The organism is Streptomyces sp. NPDC085931, assembly GCF_044540565.1.
Taxonomy (GTDB): Bacteria; Actinomycetota; Actinomycetes; order Streptomycetales; family Streptomycetaceae; genus Streptomyces.
On sequence record NZ_JBITSK010000001.1, the window covers coordinates 682,231 to 702,060 of the forward strand.

Sequence of the window (19,830 nt, forward strand, 5' to 3'; positions counted from 1 at the left end):
GGCCCGGCCGATTCACACGAGCCGTCGGCTCACGGCTTGTGCTCGGTGGTCTCCTTCGGCCGCACCTGGGCGGGGCCCCGGCGGACCGACCCGGGCGCGTTCCACTCCTGCTGCCTGCGGGCCCGCCGCTTGGCCGCCTCGGAGGACTGCAGCTGGTACGGCACGGAGGTCACCATGATCCCCGGGGTGAAGAGCAGCCGGCCCTTCAGCCGCAGGGCGCTCTGGTTGTGCAGCAGGTGCTCGTACCAGTGGCCGACGACGTACTCGGGGATGATCACGGAGACCGCGTCGCGCGGGGACTCCTTGCGCAGGCTCTTGACGTACTCGATGACCGGCCGGGTGATCTCGCGGTAGGGCGAGTCGAGGACCTTCAGCGGTACGTCGATGCCGCGCCGGTTCCACTCCTCCTGCAGCGCCTTGGTCTCGGCCGGGTCGACGTTGACGCTGAGGGCCTCCAGGGTGTCCGAGCGCATCAGCTTGGCGTAGGCCAGGGCGCGCAGCGTCGGGCGGTGGATCTTGGAGATCAGCACGACGGAGTGGACGCGGGAGGGCCGGACGCTGTCGTCGCTCGGGCCGTCGGGGGCGGCGATCTCGGCGGCGACCCGGTCGTAGTGCTTACGGATGGCGGTCATCGTCGCGTAGAAGATCACCATGCCGAGCAGGGCGACCCAGGCGCCGTGGGTGAACTTGGTGACGAGGACGACCACCAGCACCAGGCCGGTGAAGAACGCGCCGAAGGCGTTGATGGCGCGCGAGCGGATCATGTGGCGGCGCTTGGCCTGGTCCTTCTCGGTGGCCAGGTGGCGGTTCCAGTGCCGGACCATGCCGGTCTGGCTGAGCGTGAAGGACACGAAGACGCCGACGATGTACAGCTGGATCAGGCGCGTGGAGTCGGCGCCGTAGATCCCGACCAGCAGTCCGGCGGCGCCGGCCAGCAGCACGATGCCGTTGGAGAAGGCCAGGCGGTCGCCGCGGGTGTGCAGCTGGCGCGGCAGGTAGCGGTCCTGGGCGAGGATCGAGCCGAGCAGCGGGAAGCCGTTGTAGGCGGTGTTGGCGGCGAGGAACAGCACCAGGGCGGTGGCCGCGGCCAGGACGATGAACAGGAGGCTGCCCTTGCCGAAGACGGCCTCGGCGACCTGGGAGATCACGGGGTTCTGGACGTAGTCCGGGCCGAGCGGGACGCCGTTGTGGATGAGGTCCTTGGCCGGGTTCTCGGCCATGCGCACGTCGGTCGCGGCGGCCAGCGCGATGATGCCGCAGAACATGGTGACGGCCAGCAGGCCCATCATGGCGAGGGTGGTGGCGGCGTTCTTCGACTTGGGCTTGCGGAAGGCGGGGACGCCGTTGGAGATCGCCTCGACGCCGGTGAGGGCGGCGCAGCCGGAGGAGAAGGCGCGCAGCAGCAGGAAGACCAGGGCGAAGCCGGCCAGGCCCTGGTGCTCGGGCTTGATGACGTAGTCCGCGGTCGGCGCCCGCATGCTGTCGTCCAGGACGAGCCCGCGGAAGGCGCCCCACGCGAGCATGGTGAAGACGCCGGCGACGAAGACGTACGTGGGGATCGCGAAGAGGGTGCCCGACTCGCGCACGCCGCGCAGGTTCATCAGCGTCAGCAGCACGATCACGCCGAGGGCGCAGGCGACCTTGTGCTCGACGACGAAGGGGATCGCGGAGCCGAGGTTCTCGATGCCGGAGGAGATCGAGACGGCGACGGTGAGGACGTAGTCGACGAGCAGCGCGCTGGCGACGGTCAGCCCCGCCTTGGGGCCGAGGTTGGTGTTGGCCACCTCGTAGTCGCCGCCGCCGCTGGGGTAGGCGTGCACGTTCTGCCGGTAGGAGGCCACGACGGTGAACATCAGGACGACGACCGCGACGGCGATCCACGGACTGAAGTGGTACGCCGTCACACCCGCGATCGACAGGACGAGCAGCACCTCGCCGGGCGCGTACGCCACGGAGGACAGCGGGTCGGAGGCGAAGACGGGGAGTGCGATGCGCTTCGGCAGGAGCGTTTCCCCGAGCCGGTCACTGCGCAGTGCGCGCCCGATCAGGATCCGTTTGGGCACGTCGGTCAGTTTGGACACAACAGAGGATCGTAAGCGTTCGAACGCGGGGCCGCCCACCCGCCACCCCCCATCGGCTCTCCCTCTGCTCTCCGAGTGAATTCACCGGCTCGTGCGGCTGCGGATTCCGCAGGTCACACCACTTCCATGCCTATATGACTTAGCCCGCCCCCGACCTGGCCCGTCACCGCCCCAGGAGGCCCCATGCACGCGTCCGCGGAACTGATCGGCGCCGCAGTCACACTCGTCGCCCTCGGAATCCTCACCCTGGCGAGCGTGCGCAGCATCAGCCGCCGGTGAGCAGCCGGGCGACCCCGGCCGCCAGTTCCTCGCGTCCGATGCTGTCCGTGCGGGTCGAGGGAACCGTGCAGGCGTAGGCGCCGGCCACCGCGCCGTGCAGGGCGCAGCGGTGGGGCGGCTCGCCGGCGAGCCAGGCGTGCAGGAACGCGGCCGCGAAGGCGTCGCCCGCGCCGTTGGAGTCGACGACCGGCGCCGGGGGCGTGGCGGCGGGGACGCGGGTCAGCTCGCCGTCGGCCAGCAGGTACGCGCCGTCGGCCCCGGCGGTGGCCACGACGGCCCGGGCGCGGCCCCGTCCGGCGATGTGCCGCATGGTCGCCTCCGGGTCGGCGAGGGCCGCGCTGGAGAGGAAGACCAGGTCGGCCTGGTGGGCGAACGGCTCGTGGTACGGGTTCACCCCGTCCCAGTCGTGCAGGTCGGTGGAGATCGTGACGCCCGCCGCGCGCAGCACCGGCAGCGCGTGGACGCACGGCTGGGTGATGACGACGTGGGCGTGCCGGCTCACGGCCGCCAGTTCCCGCACCGTGTCCTCGGGCAGCCGGTCCGTGTCCGCCGAGCGCGTGGCGTCGTACAGGGACAGCCGCCGGCCGTCGGGGCCGACGAGGTTGACCGCGCGTTTGGTGCCGAGCGGCTGCGGGACGGCGGTGAGCGGGACGCCCCGGTCGCGGTGGAGCGCCCGGACGAGTTCGCCCTCGGGGTCGTCGCCGAGCAGGTCGAGGTGGTGGGTGCGCAGTCCCAGCGCGCTCACCGCCAGGGCGACGAAGTCGCCGCTCTGGCCCGCGCGCGTCACGATCCCCGGCCGGATCATGTGGCTGTCCGCGTAAGGCACGGGCAGTTCGGGCACGTGCACGATCGTGTCCACGCCCGCGCCGCCCAGCACCAGGACGTCGATCTCGGTGGTCATGACGGATTCCTCCCCCGCCCGGGATCGCGCCGGGGCCCCGGCAGGGCCCTCGGCAACGCCCCGGGCTTTGCCGATACGTTGGAGTCGGGCAGCCGGACGCGGCACCGCCCCCGGAGGGCATCATGGCGTGATTCCACCGGCATGATGTTGCCTGGCGGCCCGCACTCAGGCCGCGACGTGTTGCCTGGCGAGCCGAAAGAGAGACATGAGCACGACATTCATGAAGGCCAGAGGGCCTGCAGGAAGCGCGGTGTGACGCGATGCATATTGTCATCATGGGCTGCGGAAGGGTGGGTTCCGCACTGGCCCAGAACCTCGAGCAACAGGGGCACACGGTCGCCGTGATCGACCAGGACCCCACCGCCTTCCGCCGGCTGGGCTCGGGGTTCGGCGGCCGCCGCGTCACGGGCGTCGGCTTCGACCAGGACACCCTGCGCGAGGCGGGCATCGAGGAGGCCGGCGCCTTCGCCGCCGTCTCCAGCGGTGACAACTCCAACATCATCGCCGCCCGGGTGGCCCGTGAGATGTTCGGCATCGAGAACGTCGCCGCCCGCATCTACGACCCCCGCCGCGCCGAGGTCTACCAGCGGCTGGGCATCCCCACCGTGGCGACCGTCCGCTGGACGGCCGACCAGATGCTGCGTCGGCTGCTGCCCTCCGGCGCCGAGCCGCTGTGGCGCGACCCGACCGGCGGTGTCCAGCTCGCCGAGGTGCACACCTCCACCGCCTGGGTCGGCCACAAGATCAGCCGGATCCAGGAGGAGACCGGCGTGCGCGTGGCGTTCCTGACCCGGCTCGGCGAGGCGGTCCTGCCCACCTCGCAGACCGTGCTGCAGGAGGGCGACCTGGTGCACGTGATGATGCGCACCGACGAGGTCGACAAGGTCGAGGCTGTGTTCGCCAAGGGTCCCGAAGAGGAGGGCGGTCACTGATGAGGGTCGCCATTGCCGGAGCCGGCGCGGTCGGCCGCTCGATCGCGGGCGAACTGCTGGAGAACGGCCACGAGGTCCTGCTGATCGACAAGGCGCCGACCGCCATCTCGGTCGAGCGCGTCCCGCAGGCCGAGTGGCTGCTGGCCGACGCCTGCGAGATCACCTCCCTGGACGAGGCGGCGCTCCAGCGCTGCAACGTCGTGATCGCCGCGACCGGCGACGACAAGGTCAACCTGGTCGTCTCGCTGCTGGCCAAGACGGAGTACGGCGTCCCGCGCGTCGTCGCCCGGGTGAACAACCCCAAGAACGAGTGGCTGTTCAACGAGTCCTGGGGCGTGGACGTCGCCGTCTCCACGCCGCGGCTGATGTCGGCCCTGGTCGAGGAGGCGGTGAGCGTGGGCGACCTGGTCCGCCTGCTCCGCTTCAGCCACGGCGACGCCAACCTCGTGGAGCTGACCCTGCCGGAGGAGTCGGCCCTGGCCGGCACCCAGGTGGGCGACGTCGAATGGCCCGAGGACACGTCCCTGGTCACGATCATCCGCGGCACGCGCGTGCTGACCCCCTCCCGGGAGGACTCCCTGGAGGCCGGCGACGAACTCCTCTTCGTGGCCGCGCAGGCCCGCGAGGAGCAGCTGGAGGACCTGCTGTCGGTGCGCCGGGACAGCGCGGCGGGCTGACGGGCCGGGCAGGCACACGGAAGGGGCGTCCCGCACCGGGCGGGACGCCCCTTCGCTCAGTTCCGCGGGATCACTGCCCGTCACTCAGTTCCGCGGGATCACTGCTCGGCGGAGCGGGCCGCGGCCTGCCGTTCCCTCTCCTCGGCGGCCTTCTCCTCGGCCTCCATCTCCGCGAACACGTCGATCGGCGCGGGCGCCTTGGCCAGGAAGACCCAGGTCAGCCACACGGCGAGCAGGAAGGGCGGGATCTTCAGGGCGACCAGCACCCAGCCCAGCTGCGTCGTGTCGGCCCACCAGTACAGCGGGAAGAGGATCGCGCACTTGGCGAGCAGGATCGCGCCCCAGGCGTAACTGGCCTTCGTGTAGGCCTTCTTGCGTCCCGGGTTCCGGGTGCGCCAGGAGAGGTTCTCCTTGAAGACCGGCCCGAGGATCAGCCCGATCAGCGGCACCCCGCACACGGCCGTGATCACGTACGCGAGTCCGAGGCCCAGCGTGTAGAGCATGCCGGGCAGGTAGAAGTCCTTGGCGTTGCCGGTCATCATCGCGAAGACGACACCGAAGGCCACGCCGAAGACACCGCTGAAGGCGTGCTTGACGGTGTCCTTCATCACCAGCCGGACCGCGACCAGCACCAGCGACACGGCCAGCGCCGCGATCGCCGACAGGTGCAGGTCCTTGTTGATCGTGTAGATGGTGACGAAGAGCAGGCCGGGCACCACCGTCTCGACCATGCCCCGCACGCCGCCGAACGCCTCGAACAGGGCGGCCTCGGTCACCGCCCGGGCGTCGTCCGCAGAATTCTCTTCGGTCGGCTTGTCGAGCGACGTCACCGGCTACTCCCGTCCGAGGGGTCTCAGTTCGTACTTGGGATTGAACAGCACCCGGCGGCCCCGGCTCATCGAGATCCGGCCCGATGCGATCAGCTTGCGGCCCGGCTCTATGCCCACGATGGAGCGCCGGCCGAGCCACACCACGTCCAGCGCGGCCGAGCCGTCGAACAGCTCGGCCTCCAGGGCCGGCACGCCGGCGCGGGGCCGCAGGGTGACCGTGCGCAAGGTACCAGTAACCGTCACTATCTGGCGGTCCTGGCAGTCTCCGATCCGGGTACAGCCGGCCGTCTCGGTGTCCTCGCGCAGTTCCTCGGACTCCAGGTCCTCCTGCGACGAGGAGAGCCGGTCGAGCATGCGCCGGAACCGGCCCGCCGGCTTTTCGGAACGAGGAACAGCACTCATATCTGAAGCGTACCGGGGCGTGCCGACATCCCCGTAGCCCTGCGGCCAGGCCCCTACTTCTCGAACCGGTACCCCATCCCGGGCTCGGTGATGAAGTGCTTGGGGTGGGACGGGTCGGCCTCCAGTTTCCTGCGCAGCTGTGCCATGTACACGCGCAGGTAGTTGGTCTCCGTCCCGTACGAGGGCCCCCACACCTCCTGCAGCAGCTGCTTCTGCCCGACCAGGCGGCCGCCGTTGCGCACCAGGACCTCCAGCAGGTGCCACTCGGTGGGCGTCAGCCGGACGTCCTTGCCGGCCCGGTGGACCTTCTTCGCGGCCAGGTCGACGGTGAACTCGCCGGTCTCCACGATCACGTCGCCCTCCCCGCCGCCGGCCGGCTCGGCCCGGCGCACGGCCGCCCGCAGCCGCGCCAGCAGCTCGTCCATGCCGAACGGCTTGGTGACGTAGTCGTCGGCGCCCGCGTCCAGCGCCTCGACCTTCTCGTCGGAGGAGTGCCGGGCGGACAGCACGAGGATCGGCACCCGCGTCCAGCCGCGCAGGCCCCTGATCACCTCCACGCCGTCCATGTCGGGCAGGCCGAGGTCGAGGACGACCACGTCGGGGTGACGGGCCGCGGCGAGCTGGAGGGCCGTGGCACCGTCGTGGGCCGCGTCGACCTCGTACGTGCGTGCCTTGAGGTTGATCACGAGGGCGCGCACGATCTGCGGCTCGTCGTCGACCACCAGGACGCGGGTCATGAGACCTGCCTTTCCGGTTCTGCCAGAGGTTCCGCCGGAGGACCCGCCGGAGGTTCGACCGGAGGTTCCGCCGGAGGGGTGGCGGGGTCCGCCGGGGACGAGGGCTCCGGGCGCGTCTTTGCCGCGCGGAGGGTGAGGACCATGGTGAGTCCGCCGCCGGGGGTGTCCTCGGCGTTCAGCGTGCCGCCCATGGCCTCGGCGAAGCCGCGGGCCACCGCCAGCCCCAGCCCCACGCCGGCGCCGCGCGGGGCGTCGCCGTAGCGCTGGAAGGGTTCGAAGATACGTTCCTTCGCCGTGTCCGGGACGCCCGGCCCGCGGTCGACCACCCGCACCTCGACCCGGTCGGCGAGCGCGCTGGCGGCGACCAGCACCGGCACGCCCGGCGGACCGTACTTGACGGCGTTCTCGACGAGGTTGGCCATGGCCCGCTCCAGCAGGCCCGGGTCGACCTCGACCATGGGCAGGCTCTCCGGCACGTCCAGGTCGACACTGCCCTCGGGCACGCCGCCGAGCGCCATCGGCGCCACCTCGTCGAGGTCGATCTCCCGGATCAGCGGGGTGACGGTGCCGGTCTGCAGACGGGACATGTCGAGCAGGTTCCCGACGAGGTGGTCGAGCCGGTCGGCGCCCTCCTCGATGCCCTCCAGCAGCTCGGCCCGGTCCTCCTCGGACCACTCGACGTCCTCGGACCGCAGCGAGGACACCGCCGCCTTGATCCCGGCCAGCGGGGTGCGCAGGTCGTGGCTGACGGCGGCCAGCAGCGCCGTGCGGATGCGGTTGCCCTCGGCGAGCCCCCGGGCCCGGTCGGCCTCCTCGCGCAGCCGGCGCCGGTCCAGCACGACGGCGGCCTGGGCGGCGAAGGCGGCCAGCACCCGGCGGTCCTCGGCGGGCAGGACCCGGCCGGTCAGCGCGAGGGCCATGTGGTCCCCGACCGGCATGTCCACGTCCGCCTGATCGGGCCGCTCGACGGGGCGCCCCTGGCCGACGCGGCCGGCGCAGGTCCACGGCTCGACGTCGCCGGCCCGTTCCAGCAGGGCGGCGGACTCCATGCCGAAGGTCTCCCGGACCCGTTCCAGCAGCTCCTCCAGGCCGGTCTCGCCGCGCAGCACGTTGCCCGCGAGGAACGACAGGATCTCCGACTCGGCCCGCAGCCGGGCCGCCTGGTGGGTGCGGCGGGCGGCGAGGTCGACCACGGAGGCCACCGCCGCGCCGACCGCCACGAAGATCACGATGGCGACGATGTTCTTCGGGTCGGCGATGGTCCACCGGTGCAGCGGCGGTGTGTAGAAGTAGTTCAGCAGCAGCGACCCGACGGCCGCCGAGGCCAGGGCGGGCAGCAGTCCGCCCAGCAGGGCCGCCGCCACCGTCAGCGCCAGGAACAGCAGCATGTCGTTGGCGAGGCCGAGGTCGACGGTGCTCAGCAGCGCCGTCAGCACCGGCGGCCCGGCGACACCGGTGATCCACCCCCACACCCGCCGGGACCGCCCCAGGCGCGCGCTGCGGGCCACCGGCAGGCCCCGGCCCTTGGCGGCCTCCTCGTGGGTGACGATGTGCACGTCGAGGTCGGGCCCGGACTCCCGCGCGACGGTGGCGCCGACGCCGGGTCCGAAGACGTACTGCCAGGCCTTGCGGCGGGAGGAGCCCAGCACGATCTGGGTGGCGTTCACGCCGCGGGCGAAGGAGAGCAGCGCGGCCGGTATGTCGTCGCCGACCACGTGGTGGAAGGTGCCGCCGAGGTCCTCGGCCAGGGTCCGCTGCAGGGCCAGCTCCTTGGGCGAGGCGGAGGTCAGCCCGTCGCTGCGCGCGATGTACACGGCGAGCACCTCGCCGCCGGCGCCCTTCTCGGCCAGCCGGGCGGCGCGGCGGATCAGCGTACGGCCCTCGGGGCCGCCGGTCAGGCCGACCACGATCCGCTCGCGCGAGCCCCATATCCGCGAGACGCGGTGTTCGCTGCGGTACCGGGTGAGGTGGGCGTCGACCCGGTCGGCCACCCACAGCAGGGCCAGCTCACGCAGGGCGGTGAGGTTGCCGGGGCGGAAGTAGTTCGACAGGGCCGCGTCGACCTTGTCGGGCTGGTAGATGTTGCCGTGCGCCATCCTGCGCCGCAGCGCCTCGGGCGACATGTCGACCAGCTCGACCTGGTCGGCCCGCCGTACCACCTCGTCCGGCACGGTCTCCTGCTGCCGTACGCCGGTGATCGACTCGACGACGTCGCCGAGGGACTCCAGGTGCTGGATGTTGACGGTCGAGACGACGTCGACGCCGGCCGCCAGCAGTTCCTCCACGTCCTGCCAGCGCTTGGCGTTGCGGGAGCCGGGGACGTTGGTGTGGGCGAGTTCGTCCACCAGCGCGACCTCGGGGGCGCGGGCGAGCACGGCGTCCAGGTCCATCTCGGGGAAGACGCCGCCGCGGTGTTCGAGCTCCCGGCGCGGCACCTGCTCCAGGCCGTGCAGCATCACCTCGGTGCGGGGCCGGCCGTGGTGCTCGACGAAGGCGACCACGCAGTCGGTGCCCCGCTCGACGCGGCGGTGCGCCTCGGACAGCATCGCGTACGTCTTGCCGACGCCCGGTGCCGCACCGAGGTAGATCCGTAGCTTGCCGCGTGCCATGGCCCCATTGTCTTCCGGTCCGCCGTCCGCGCAGCCTCGAGGTCCGCTGCCTGCGCAGCGTCGACCTTACGGCCGGGCGGGGCGCCGTGCCGGTGCCGGGCGGGTCCGCGGAACCGTCTTGACGGAACCCTGACGCGCCCGGCGGGGCGGCGGCCTCAGGCGGGGTTGTCGCCGTGGGTGAGGGTCTCCCAGGCGACGAAGAGGTTGTTGCTTCCGGCGGGGCGGCCGCGCAGGGTCAGCGTCTCGGTGTTGGTCATGGCGTGCCCGAGGCGGTTGGCGAGGGCGTTGTGGCCGACCTCGGGTATCGGGCCGAGTCCCGGCTTGAGCGAGCCGCCGCACAGCCAGCTCGGGACGGCACCGCCGAGTTCGTACTTGGCGTGGAAGCCGAGCCCGTGCCGCAGCCGCTCCCCCACGTCCGTGCCGTAGAGGTCCTGGCCCTGGATCCGGCTGGTCTCGGCGACGTGCGAGATGGCCGAGAGGCCGTAGCCGGTGTGCGTGAAGTCGCGGCAGGTCTCCTGGCTGAGGCCGTTGACGAAGGTCGACTGTCCCTGCCAGTACTTGACGATCTTGTCGCGGGTGTCGAGGTTCTGGCTCGGGACGGTCTTCGGCAGTGCGCCGTCGGACTCCAGGTAGACGTAGGCGGCCGTCCGGGTGCGGAACTTCGCCATGGCCTTGTCGTACGAGGCCTTGTCCTCCAGGAAGACGGAGATGCCGACGGCGGCCTCCATCATCGACAGCTCCCAGTTCCCATTGGAGTTGGAGCCGTTGATGATCTCGGGCAGGTAGACGGTGCGGAGCATGGTGGCGAAGCGCCCGGAGTTGGCCCAGGTGCCGGTGTAGGTGTACTTGATGATCTCGGCGGCCCGGGGCCAGGTCGAGCCGGCCCAGCCGGTCTGCAGGGGCGCGTTGCTGTTGGTGTGGTCGCGGATCACGGCGGACCAGGCGTCCATCAGCTCGATGGCCTTGCGCGCGTGCCGTTCGTCGCGCGTGATGTACCAGGCCAGGGCGTGGGTGTACGCGGCGATCGCGTCCTCGCGTTCGTCGGTGCAGCCGTAGTTGGGGTTGGAGTACGAGCCGCACTCGACGACCGCCCGGGGCTTGGGCGTGCGGTTCAGGTCGGCGTACCTGCTCGCCATCATCTGGTCGAAGGCGCTCTTCCAGGGCTGGGCGCCCGCGGTGACCTGGGAGCGGGCGAAGTCCAGCTGGCCCTTGGAGACGGTGACTCCGGGGTGGACGAAGGCGGCGGGGGCGGCGGGGGCGCCGGGAGCGGCGCCGGCGGGCCAGGCGAGGACTCCGGCGACGAGGGCGGCCGCGGCCGTGAGGAGAGCGGTTCTGCGCATGCGTGGGGGGCCTTCCGTTCTCGTATGTGAACATGAAGCGCCTTTATGAACGGGCGCGTGGTCGGAGACGGTAGGTACAGACCAATGCGCCGTCAAGGCTCCGCGCACGAGAAAGGGCCGCATCCCTGCTGGGATGCGGCCCCGGTGTCCTTCAGCGGTTCAGCGGACCTCGGTGATCTCCGGTCCGCGCTGGAGCTGGCCCATTCCGCCGGCGAAACGGGAGCCCTCCTCCTGCTGCACGCCCTCGGGGACCATCTGGGCGTCGTTCGGCAGCTTCAGGACGATCGGGTCGCGGGGCGCCATCGGGCCCTCGCCGCGGACCACGACCGTGTCCCGGAAGATCTGCTCCAGCAGCCCGGCGGCCTGCGGCTGCACCGCGCCCTGGCCGGAGATGACCCCGCGCAGGAACCAGCGGGGACCGTCCACGCCGACGAACCGCACGACCTGGAAGCCGCCGGTGCCGTCCGGCAGCTGGACGGGGACCTGGGCGCGCAGCTCCCAGCCCAGCGGACCCTCGACCTCGTCGACGATGCCGCCCTGCTGGGTGATGCCGGTGCCGATCTCCTCGCGCACCTCGCCCCAGATGCCCTCGCGCTTGGGGGCGGCGAAGGCCTGCAGCTGGATGGCGCTGTCGCGCAGCACGACCGTCGCCGCGACGATCGCGTCGCCCGCGACCTCGACCCTGAGCTCCATGCCGTCGACGCCCGGCACGAACAGGCCGCCCAGGTCCACCCGGCCCTCGGCCGGGTCGCGCACCTCGGAGCTGTCCCAGGGTCCGTCGGGGCGCGGCGCCGGTTCGAGCCTCAGGCGCCCGCCCTCTTCGTCCGCCTCGGTGTCGACACCGTCGACGACCTGCTCGGCCTCGCCGGCCGCGTCCTCGGCGGCATCCCTCTTCTTGCGACGTCCGAACACGTCACTGTCCTTCCCGGTCGGATACGACCGAAGCGTATCGATTCCCACCCGCCCGACCGCCCAGGGCGGCCTGACCGCTTGTGCCGCTGCCGTCCACCGCCGCATGGCCTCCGGTGGACCCGAAGCCCCCCTCGGCCCGCGCGGAGCCGGGAAGCTCCGCGACCTCCTGGAAGCGGACCCTCTCGACCTGCTGGACGACCAGTTGGGCGATCCGGTCGAAGCGCTCGAACCGCACGGCCTCGCGCGGGTCGAGATTCACCACGATCACCTTGATCTCCCCACGGTACCCGGCATCAACCGTCCCCGGGGCATTCACCAGGGCGACGCCGCAGCGCGCGGCCAGGCCGGATCGCGGGTGCACGAAGGCCGCGTACCCCTCGGGCAGCGCCACAGAAACCCCCGTGGGCAGCACGGCCCGCTCCCCGGGCGCCAGTTCGCACGCCTCGGTGGTGCGCAGATCCGCTCCCGCGTCACCGGGGTGCGCGTACGACGGGAGCGGTACGTCCGGATCGACGCGCCGGATCAGCACGTCCAGGGGGCGGCGGCTCACGGGTTCACCTCGAAGGCGCGGGCGCGCCGGACCTGGTCCGGGTCGTTCATGGCCGCCTGGATCTCCTCCTGGCGTCCGTGGTCGACGAAGTGGTCGACCTTCACCTCGATGAAGAGCGCGTCGGCGCGCACCGCGACGGGACCGTCGGGACCGCCGACCCGGCCGGTCGCGGTCGAGTAGATCTTCCGCCCGGCCACGGCCGTCACCTCCGCCTCCAGGTGCAGCGTGGTGCCCACGGGCACGGGCCGCACGAAGTCCGTCTCCAGCCGGCCGGTCACGGCGATCGTGCGCAGCAGCCAGTTCAGCGAGCCGAGGGTCTCGTCCAGGGCGCTGGCCAGCACCCCGCCGTGCGCCAGGCCCGGCGCCCCCTGGTGGGCGGGCTGCACGGTGAACTCGGCGGTGAGGGAGACGCCCTCGCCGGCCCGGGCCTCCAGGTGCAGCCCGTGCGGCTGGTCCCCGCCACAGCCGAAACACTGGCCGTAGTGCGCGCCGAGGAGCTCGCCGGGAGCCGGGGCGTCCGGATGACGTACGGGCGGCACGGCGTCGGCCGGGGGCTGAAGAGCTGCGGAAGTACCACTCACAGGCGCAGACCTTACCCGCGCGTCGGCCCGTTCCGGACACCGTGCCAAGCTTGGCTCCATGCAGCTCTCCGCCGCCCCCTACGAAGAACGCCTCACCGCCCCGCGGACCTGGTGGCTGATCTCGTTCCTCGTGGGCGTCTCCATGGCCCTGGTCCTGCTCCCGTTCGGCACGCTGCCGATGCTCGGCGGGCTGGCCGGGGGCACCGCGGTCGCGGCCGTCGCCGCGAGTTCGTACGGTTCGGTCCGCATCCGGGTCGTGGGCGATGCGCTGATCGCCGGGGAGGCGCGGATCCCGCTGGCGGCCCTGGGCGAGGCGGAGGTGCTGGACGCGGAGGAGGCCCGCGCCTGGCGCACCCACAAGGCCGACCCGCGCGCCTTCCTGCTGCTGCGCGCCTACATCCCCACGGCCCTGCGCGTGGAGGTCACCGACCCGCAGGACCCGACGCCCTACCTGTACCTGTCCACGCGCGAGCCGGAGCGGCTGGCGCAGGCGCTGCGCGCCGCGAAGCCGCAGTAGCACAACCACTCGGGGACTCACCCGCCGGCGGCTGCGGGCTCTCCGTCCCGGTGGAGGGCTCTCCCCGCGCGGCTGACGGCGGGGGAATCAGCGCCCGCCGTCGCGCCCGCCGTGCGCTCCGCCCTCGTGCTCGTCGTCGTGGCGGGCCAGCGGGTCGTGGGTGATCTCGCCCATCCGGAGGGCGTCCGCCGGCTGTTCCAGGGCGGGCAGCGCCTCCAGGGCGTCCCAGGGCACCTGGATCCTGCGCAGGTCCGCGCGGATCCGCGCGGCGAGCTTTCTGGTCTCGCTGCGGTTCATGGCCGCGCCCACGGCCGCGCCCACCAGGAACGGCATGAGGTTCGGCATGTTGCGGACCATCCGCTTCATGATCCGCTGGCGCAGCTCGCGCTTCATCCGGCTGTTCAGCGCCGTGCTGTAGGTCGACGGCTTGGTGGTGTCGATGCCGCGCTCCCCCGACCACGAGTCGAGGTAGGCGGTGCTGCGCTGCTTGAGGTTGCCGGGCGGCCGTACGCCGTAGACCTCGTGGAGTTCAGCGATCAGCTTCAGCTCGATCGCGGCGACGCCGGTGACCTCGGCGGCCAGTTCCGTCGGCATCGCGGGCGGCACGGGCAGCATGGCCGCCGCGCCGACGCCGGCCCCGACCGTCGCCGTCGCCTTCGCCGCGCCTGCGACGAGCTTGTCCGCGAGTTCCTCGGGCCCGAGGCCCGGGAACTGTCTGCGCAGGGTCGCCAGGTCCCGCACGGGGACCCGCGGGGCCAGTTCGATGATCCGGTCGGCGAGGAACGCGAGCCCCGCCCGGGCCCGCTCGCCGCCCTTGCGGGCGCTCTGTCTGGCCCGCTCCCGGATCGCCCCCGCCCGCCGTCGGGCGACGGGTGCGGGGACGTCCACGGACGCCGGGAGGTCACCCCGGTCGTCCGCTGCCGGTTCGAGCGAGGCCGCCCCCGTAGCGGTGGAGCCTCGCTCGTCGTCACGCGCGCCGTGCTGCGGGCCGTCGTCGATCGGCCCTTCGTCCGCCTTCCGCTTGGAGAAGCGGCGCTTCCAGGGAGGGGTCGAGCCAGTCACGGCCGACCCGCCCTCAGTCGCAGTCGCGGCAGATCGGCTGACCGTTCTTCTCCCGGGCCAGCTGGCTGCGGTGGTGCACCAGGAAGCAGCTCATGCACGTGAACTCGTCCTGCTGCTTCGGGAGCACCCGGACGGCCAGCTCCTCGTTCGAGAGGTCCGCCCCGGGCAGTTCGAGACCTTCGGCGGCCTCGAATTCGTCGACGTCCACGGCGGAGGCCGACTTGTCGTTCCTCCGGGCCTTCAGTTCCTCGAGACTGTCCGAGTCGACGTCGTCGTCGGTCTTGCGTGGAGTGTCGTAATCGGTTGCCATGTCGCTCTCCCCCTCTGGGTGTCTGCGGTGTCTCCAGCGCACGTAACGCGTGAGAGGCCGGACTTGTGCCCGACCTGAGGCGGAGATTTTGCCTCACATCAAGGTCTGTTACTCAATCGACACCCAACCGGACTCCTCACGAGTGATCGGCTTGGATGGCGATGGGGACCGTACACGGTCCGAATGCCGCACTTCAAAGGCGTCTCACCGTGTACTTCCCGTGATCAAGACCCTCGAAAACCGGGATTTTCCCGGCTTTCCGACAGGGCACATGATCACGGAGAGTAGATGGCCGGAAAGGCGTCCCTGTGATCGATCACACACGGGGGCGGTGCGGCGAGCCGCGTGAAATTCCGCGCAAAGCGAACATCCCCGTGTGTCGCCGAGTTGATCGGCGCCATGATCTCAGATGGGCAGCGTGACTCGCATCACGAGCCCCCCTCCCTCGCGAGGCTGGGCGTAGATGTGCCCGCCGTGCGCCCGCGCCACGGAGCGGACGATGGACAGACCGAGCCCCACGCCCTTGTCGCTCCCCGTGCGCTCGGTACGCAGCCGCCGGAACGGCTCGAAGAGGTTGTCGATCTCGTACGCCGGCACCACCGGGCCCGTGTTGGACACGACCAGGACCGCCTGGCCGTGCTGGACGTCGGTGGTGACCTCGACCCAGCCGCCCTCGGGCACGTTGTAGCGCACGGCGTTCTGCAGGAGGTTGAGCGCGATCCGCTCCAGCAGCACGCCGTTGCCCTGGACGACCGCGGGCTTCTGCTCGCCGCGGATGGTGACGCCCTTGCTCTCGGCCTCGCCGTGCACCTGGTCGATGGCCTGCCCGGCGACCTCGGCCAGGTCCACCGGACCGCGCTCGACGATCTGGTTGTCGCTGCGGGCGAGCAGCAGCAGGCCCTCCACGAGCTGCTCGCTGCGCTCGTTGGTGGCCAGCAGCGTCTTGCCGAGCTGCTGGAGCTCCACCGGGGCGCCCGGGTCGGACAGGTGCACCTCCAGCAGCGTGCGGTTGATCGCCAGGGGTGTTCTCAGTTCGTGCGAGGCGTTGCCGACGAAGCGCTGCTGGGCGGTAAAGGCGCGCTGGAGCCGCTCCAGCATGTCGTCGAAGGTGTCGGCCAGTTCCTTCAGCTCGTCGTCCGGGCCGTCCAGCTCGATCCGGCGGGACAGGTCCGAGCCCGCCACCGCGCGGGCGGTGCGGGTGATCCGGCCCAGCGGCGACAGGACGCGTCCGGCCATGGCGTAGCCGAAGGCGAAGGCGATGACCGCGAGGCCCAGCAGCGCCAGCAGCGAGCGGCTGAGCAGGTTGTCCAGCGCGTTCTGGCGCTGCTCGTTGACGCAGTGGTTCATGGCGTTGTTGAACTCACTGGGCGAGGCCTGGTCGGGCAGGTTGCAGATGTCGCTGGTGACCTTGCCCTCGACGATCTTGAAGGGCAGGTCGCTGCCCACGTTCAGCGCCTGCGCCGCGAGCAGGTAGATGATCGACAGCAGCAGGATGCCGGCGATCAGGAACATGCCGCCGTACAGCAGCGTGAGCCGTATGCGGATGGTCGGGCGCAGCCACGGGAAGGGCGGTACGGGCCTTCTGGGGTCCCAGGTGGGCTTCGGGGGCGCCTGCACGGGCGCGGGGGTCGCTGCCACCGGGGATCAGATCCGGTAGCCGGAGCCGGGGACGGTGACGATGACGGGCGGTTCGCCGAGCTTGCGGCGCAGGGTCATGACCGTCACGCGCACGACGTTCGTGAACGGGTCGGTGTTCTCGTCCCAGGCCTTCTCCAGCAGCTGCTCCGCCGAGACGACGGCGCCCTCGCTGCGCATGAGCACCTCCAGGACGGCGAACTCCTTCGGTGCGAGCTGGACCTCCTTGCCGTCGCGGAAGACCTCGCGGCGGTTGGGGTCGAGCTTGATGCCGGCGCGCTCCAGCACGGGCGGCAGGGGCACGCTGGTGCGCCGGCCCAGGGCGCGCACCCGGGCGATGAGCTCGCTGAAGGCGAACGGCTTGGGCAGATAGTCGTCCGCGCCGATCTCCAGGCCCTCCACGCGGTCGCTGACGTCGCCGGAGGCCGTGAGCATCAGCACGCGGGTGGGCATGCCGAGTTCGACGATCTTGCGGCAGACGTCGTCGCCGTGCACGAGCGGGAGATCGCGGTCGAGGACGACCACGTCGTAGTCGTTGACGCCGATGCGCTCCAGGGCGGCCGCACCGTCGTAGACGACGTCGACGGCCATGGCCTCCCGGCGCAGTCCGGTGGCCACCGCATCGGCGAGCAGTTGCTCGTCCTCGACGACGAGTACGCGCACGTCCCTTGTCCTTCCTGATGTCCACCCGCGTAGCGCTGTTCGGGCGCACGGGGGCAGGGGTCTTCGACGGTGTCGTGGTGTTGCCCTCCATCCTGCCCTTTTCGGCCATAAGTCGGAGGTAAGGCGGGTGCGGGGGCGCGGGAGCCGCAGGGGAATAAGAGATTTTCTCCCGCGGTTAGGTTTCCCCGGAAGGGAGCTTGGGGAGGACGGCTTTACATCCCACGATCACCCTCTGCAGGTACCGCACCACCATGCGGTGCGCACCACCGCTTTCCGCAGGCGGGCGTGGGTGTCCGGCACCGTCGCCGCCCGGCCGGGGGGCGCTGGGCATCCGCAGGAGACGTGATCGTCCCTTCCGACCGGCACACCCCCGTGCCATCTATTCCACGACCCAGGACGAGGGGGCGCAGCATGGACGCATTCACCGCAGGACTTCTGCAGCGCATAAGGGCGACCGAGTCCGATCTGTCCCGGGCTCGCGACGAGGGCGACGACTTCCTCGTCGAGGTGGAGCAGGGTGAGCTCGACGACCTGCGCCGTCTCGCCGCAGAGCACGGTGTGGAGGTCAGCGCGACGAGCGTCTGATCAAGGACGGTGCGGCGGGCCCCGGCGAATCCAGCGCCGGGGCCCGCTGCGTTGTCCCGCCGCGGGTGTTCAGAGGGAGTTCACGCGGTGTTCGCTGCTGCGGCGGCCGTCGTCCGCCGGGCGGCGCGGGGTGCCGCCCGGCGGGAGACGTCCTCAGTCGTGCCAGGCGCCGAAGTCCTCCAGGAGGCGCTGGAGGGGCTCGAAGACGCCCGGGGTGCCGGCGACCGTCAGCTCGCCCGAGGGGCGCTCTCCGGGGCGTCCACCGGTCAGCGCGCCCGCTTCCCGGGCGATGAGGTCGCCCGCCGCGAGGTCCCAGGCCTGCAGGCCGCGCTCGTAGTAGCCGTCGAGGCGTCCGGCGGCCAGGTCGCACAGGTCGACGGCGGCCGAACCGCCGCGCCGGATGTCCCGCAGCAGCGGGATCAGCCGGCGGGCGACGTCGGCCTGGTGGGCGCGGACCTCGGCGACGTAGTTGAAACCCGTGGAGACCAGGGCTTGGTCCAGGGGCGGCGCGGGGCGGCAGGCCAGCCGGCGTTCGCCGTCCCAGGCGCCGGTGGCCCAGGCGCCGTGGCCGCGCACCGCGTGGAACGTCTCGCCGCGCATCGGGGCCGCGACGACTCCGACCACGGTCTCGCCATCCTGCTCGGCGGCGACGGAGACGGACCAGGTGGGCAGCCCGTACAGGTAGTTGACCGTGCCGTCGAGCGGGTCGATCACCCAGCGGACCCCGCTCGTGCCCTCGGTGGAGGCACCCTCCTCGCCGAGGATGCCGTCGTCCGGGCGGCGTTCGGCGATCAGGCCGGTGATCAGCTTCTCCGCCGCGATGTCCATCTCCGTGACGACGTCGATGGGGCTGGACTTGGTCGCGGCGACCGCCAGGTCGGCCGGTCGGCCGTCCCGCAGCAGCGCGCCGGCGCGGCGGGCGGCCTCCTGGGCGAGTTCGAGCAGGTCCGAGTGCAGGGGGTCGGTCACAGGACTCCTCACGCGTAGGGGCTGTCGGCGCCCGCGGCGGCGGGCCGGGGGGCACGGGCCGGGCAGCAGCCGACCGGGCAGAGGTCGTGGCTCGCGCCGAGCGCGCCCAGGGCGCACGGCGTGACCTCCTGCCCGCGCTCGGCGGCGGCGCGCTCCAGGACGAGCTCGCGGACCGCGGCGGCGAACCTCGGGTCGTCCCCGACGGTGGCCGAGCGCCGCATCGGCAGGCCCAGCTCCTCGGCCTTGGCCCTGGCCTCCGTGTCGAGGTCGTAGAGGACCTCCATGTGGTCGGAGACGAAGCCGATGGGGGCGATCACCACGGCGGGGACACCGGCCGCGTGCCGCTCCTCGAGGTGGTCGCAGATGTCGGGCTCCAGCCACGGGATGTGCGGGGCGCCGGAGCGGGACTGGTAGACGAGCTGCCAGGGGTGGTCGACGCCCGTGCGCTCCCGGACCGCCTCGGCGATGAACCGCGCCACGTCCAGGTGCTGCCGCACGTACGCGCCGCCGTCGCCGTGTCCCTCCACGGGCCCGGAGGTGTCGGCCGCGGCCGTCGGGATCGAGTGCGTCGAGAACGCCAGGTGCGCCCCGTCGCGGACGTCCTCGGGCAGCTCCTGGAGGGAGCGGAGCACGCCGTCGATCATGGGCTCCAGGAAGCCCGGGTGGTTGAAGTAGTGCCGCAGCTTGTCGATCTCCGGCAGCTCCAGGCCCTCGCTCTCCAGGGCGGCGAGCGCGTCGGCGAGGTTCTCGCGGTACTGGCGGCAGCCCGAGTACGAGGCGTAGGCGCTGGTGGCGAGGACCAGGATGCGGCGGCGGCCGTCGCGGACCATCTCGCGCAGGGTGTCGGTCAGGTACGGCGCCCAGTTGCGGTTGCCCCAGTAGACGGGCAGGTCCAGGCCGTGCTCGGCGAAGTCCTTGCGCAGGGCGTCCAGCAGGGCGCGGTTCTGGTCGTTGATCGGGCTGACCCCGCCGAACAGGAAGTAGTGCTGCCCGACCTCCTTGAGGCGCTCCTTGGGGATGCCGCGCCCGCGCGTCACGTTCTCCAGGAACGGGACCACGTCGTCCGGGCCTTCCGGGCCGCCGAAGGAGAGCAGGAGCAGGGCGTCGTAGGGGGTGACATCGCGCGCGTCTGGCATGACTCCGATCCTGCCACCCTGCACTGACAGCCGGGAAACGGCGGTGGCCCCCGCGCGGCGCCGTGCCCGGCGTGTCCGGGTGCCCGGCTGGCAACGGTCGAACAGGTGCACAAGGGACGCGC

20 protein-coding genes are annotated in these 19,830 nt (G+C 71.8%); 4 read left to right on the top strand and 16 right to left on the bottom strand.

The genetic code is table 11. The features are described from left to right. Window positions 1-29: 29 nt before the first annotated feature. Window positions 30-2,081, bottom strand: coding sequence for an APC family permease (locus ACIGAN_RS02870; RefSeq protein ID WP_399854552.1), 2,052 nt, complete (start codon window positions 2,079-2,081; stop codon window positions 30-32). 265 nt (window positions 2,082-2,346) lie between these two features. Further along, window positions 2,347-3,261, bottom strand: a complete 915-nt coding sequence (locus tag ACIGAN_RS02875; RefSeq protein WP_399854553.1) for an adenosine kinase — start codon at window positions 3,259-3,261, stop codon at window positions 2,347-2,349. A 260-nt stretch (window positions 3,262-3,521) separates the two neighbouring features. Here ACIGAN_RS02875 and ACIGAN_RS02880 point away from each other — a divergent pair, with 260 nt between their 5' ends. After that, on the top strand, window positions 3,522-4,193 hold the full coding sequence (locus ACIGAN_RS02880) for a potassium channel family protein (RefSeq protein ID WP_365092084.1): 672 nt from the start codon (window positions 3,522-3,524) through the stop codon (window positions 4,191-4,193). Next, the gene (locus tag ACIGAN_RS02885) at window positions 4,193-4,870 is read left to right on the top strand and encodes a potassium channel family protein (RefSeq protein ID WP_365743412.1); all 678 of its coding nucleotides are present in this window, start codon (window positions 4,193-4,195) and stop codon (window positions 4,868-4,870) included. The genes ACIGAN_RS02880 and ACIGAN_RS02885 overlap by 1 nt, the downstream gene beginning before the upstream one ends. 98 nt (window positions 4,871-4,968) lie before the next feature. On the opposite strand, the gene ACIGAN_RS02890 is transcribed toward ACIGAN_RS02885, so the two are convergent. From ACIGAN_RS02890 to ACIGAN_RS02925, 8 genes are all read right to left on the bottom strand, one after another. Continuing rightward, entirely contained in the window at window positions 4,969-5,700 is a 732-nt protein-coding gene (locus tag ACIGAN_RS02890) for a DUF3159 domain-containing protein (RefSeq protein WP_365092089.1), read from the bottom strand. Window positions 5,701-5,703: 3 nt separating this feature from the next. Next, window positions 5,704-6,102 carry an OB-fold nucleic acid binding domain-containing protein gene (locus ACIGAN_RS02895; RefSeq protein ID WP_351360546.1) on the bottom strand — a complete coding sequence of 133 codons (399 nt, stop codon included), beginning with the start codon at window positions 6,100-6,102 and terminating at the stop codon, window positions 5,704-5,706. A gap of 53 nt (window positions 6,103-6,155) precedes the next feature. Further along, window positions 6,156-6,839 carry a response regulator gene (locus ACIGAN_RS02900; RefSeq protein ID WP_365092092.1) on the bottom strand — a complete coding sequence of 228 codons (684 nt, stop codon included), beginning with the start codon at window positions 6,837-6,839 and terminating at the stop codon, window positions 6,156-6,158. Next, window positions 6,836-9,448, bottom strand: a complete 2,613-nt coding sequence (locus ACIGAN_RS02905; protein ID WP_399854554.1) for a sensor histidine kinase — start codon at window positions 9,446-9,448, stop codon at window positions 6,836-6,838. Before ACIGAN_RS02905 ends, ACIGAN_RS02900 begins: the two co-directional genes overlap by 4 nt. A 155-nt stretch (window positions 9,449-9,603) precedes the next feature. After that, window positions 9,604-10,788 (bottom strand): alginate lyase family protein, encoded by a 1,185-nt coding sequence (locus ACIGAN_RS02910; protein ID WP_399854555.1) that lies wholly within the window; start codon window positions 10,786-10,788, stop codon window positions 9,604-9,606. 159 nt (window positions 10,789-10,947) lie between these two features. Next, a complete protein-coding gene (locus tag ACIGAN_RS02915) occupies window positions 10,948-11,700 on the bottom strand; it encodes a DUF3710 domain-containing protein (RefSeq protein ID WP_309094472.1) in 753 nt (250 codons plus the stop codon). A 1-nt stretch (window position 11,701) separates the two neighbouring features. Then, on the bottom strand, window positions 11,702-12,250 hold the full coding sequence (gene dut / locus ACIGAN_RS02920; RefSeq protein WP_365743419.1) for a dUTP diphosphatase: 549 nt from the start codon (window positions 12,248-12,250) through the stop codon (window positions 11,702-11,704). After that, a complete protein-coding gene (locus ACIGAN_RS02925; RefSeq protein ID WP_365743421.1) occupies window positions 12,247-12,831 on the bottom strand; it encodes a PaaI family thioesterase in 585 nt (194 codons plus the stop codon). Before ACIGAN_RS02925 ends, dut begins: the two co-directional genes overlap by 4 nt. 58 nt (window positions 12,832-12,889) lie before the next feature. Between ACIGAN_RS02925 and ACIGAN_RS02930 the strand changes: the two genes are divergently transcribed. After that, on the top strand, window positions 12,890-13,348 hold the full coding sequence (locus tag ACIGAN_RS02930) for a DUF3093 domain-containing protein (RefSeq protein ID WP_365743423.1): 459 nt from the start codon (window positions 12,890-12,892) through the stop codon (window positions 13,346-13,348). Window positions 13,349-13,435: 87 nt separating this feature from the next. On the opposite strand, the gene ACIGAN_RS02935 is transcribed toward ACIGAN_RS02930, so the two are convergent. The 4 genes from ACIGAN_RS02935 to ACIGAN_RS02950 form a co-directional block, all read right to left on the bottom strand. Next, window positions 13,436-14,410: a hypothetical protein gene (locus tag ACIGAN_RS02935; protein ID WP_399854556.1), complete on the bottom strand. Its 975-nt coding sequence runs from the start codon at window positions 14,408-14,410 to the stop codon at window positions 13,436-13,438. A 13-nt stretch (window positions 14,411-14,423) separates the two neighbouring features. Then, a complete protein-coding gene (locus ACIGAN_RS02940; protein ID WP_003993510.1) occupies window positions 14,424-14,720 on the bottom strand; it encodes a DUF4193 domain-containing protein in 297 nt (98 codons plus the stop codon). Window positions 14,721-15,125: 405 nt separating this feature from the next. Next, entirely contained in the window at window positions 15,126-16,358 is a 1,233-nt protein-coding gene (locus ACIGAN_RS02945) for a sensor histidine kinase (protein WP_365092111.1), read from the bottom strand. A 6-nt stretch (window positions 16,359-16,364) separates the two neighbouring features. Further along, window positions 16,365-17,018 (bottom strand): response regulator transcription factor, encoded by a 654-nt coding sequence (locus ACIGAN_RS02950; RefSeq protein WP_003993508.1) that lies wholly within the window; start codon window positions 17,016-17,018, stop codon window positions 16,365-16,367. A 411-nt stretch (window positions 17,019-17,429) separates the two neighbouring features. Here ACIGAN_RS02950 and ACIGAN_RS02955 point away from each other — a divergent pair, with 411 nt between their 5' ends. Continuing rightward, window positions 17,430-17,603 (top strand): hypothetical protein, encoded by a 174-nt coding sequence (locus ACIGAN_RS02955; RefSeq protein ID WP_167407432.1) that lies wholly within the window; start codon window positions 17,430-17,432, stop codon window positions 17,601-17,603. A gap of 153 nt (window positions 17,604-17,756) precedes the next feature. On the opposite strand, the gene ACIGAN_RS02960 is transcribed toward ACIGAN_RS02955, so the two are convergent. Together ACIGAN_RS02960 and ACIGAN_RS02965 are read right to left on the bottom strand one after the other, a co-directional pair. Continuing rightward, the gene (locus tag ACIGAN_RS02960) at window positions 17,757-18,572 is read right to left on the bottom strand and encodes an inositol monophosphatase family protein (protein ID WP_399854557.1); all 816 of its coding nucleotides are present in this window, start codon (window positions 18,570-18,572) and stop codon (window positions 17,757-17,759) included. Window positions 18,573-18,580: 8 nt separating this feature from the next. Continuing rightward, on the bottom strand, window positions 18,581-19,708 hold the full coding sequence (locus ACIGAN_RS02965) for a ferrochelatase (RefSeq protein WP_365092117.1): 1,128 nt from the start codon (window positions 19,706-19,708) through the stop codon (window positions 18,581-18,583). Window positions 19,709-19,830: the final 122 nt, after the last annotated feature.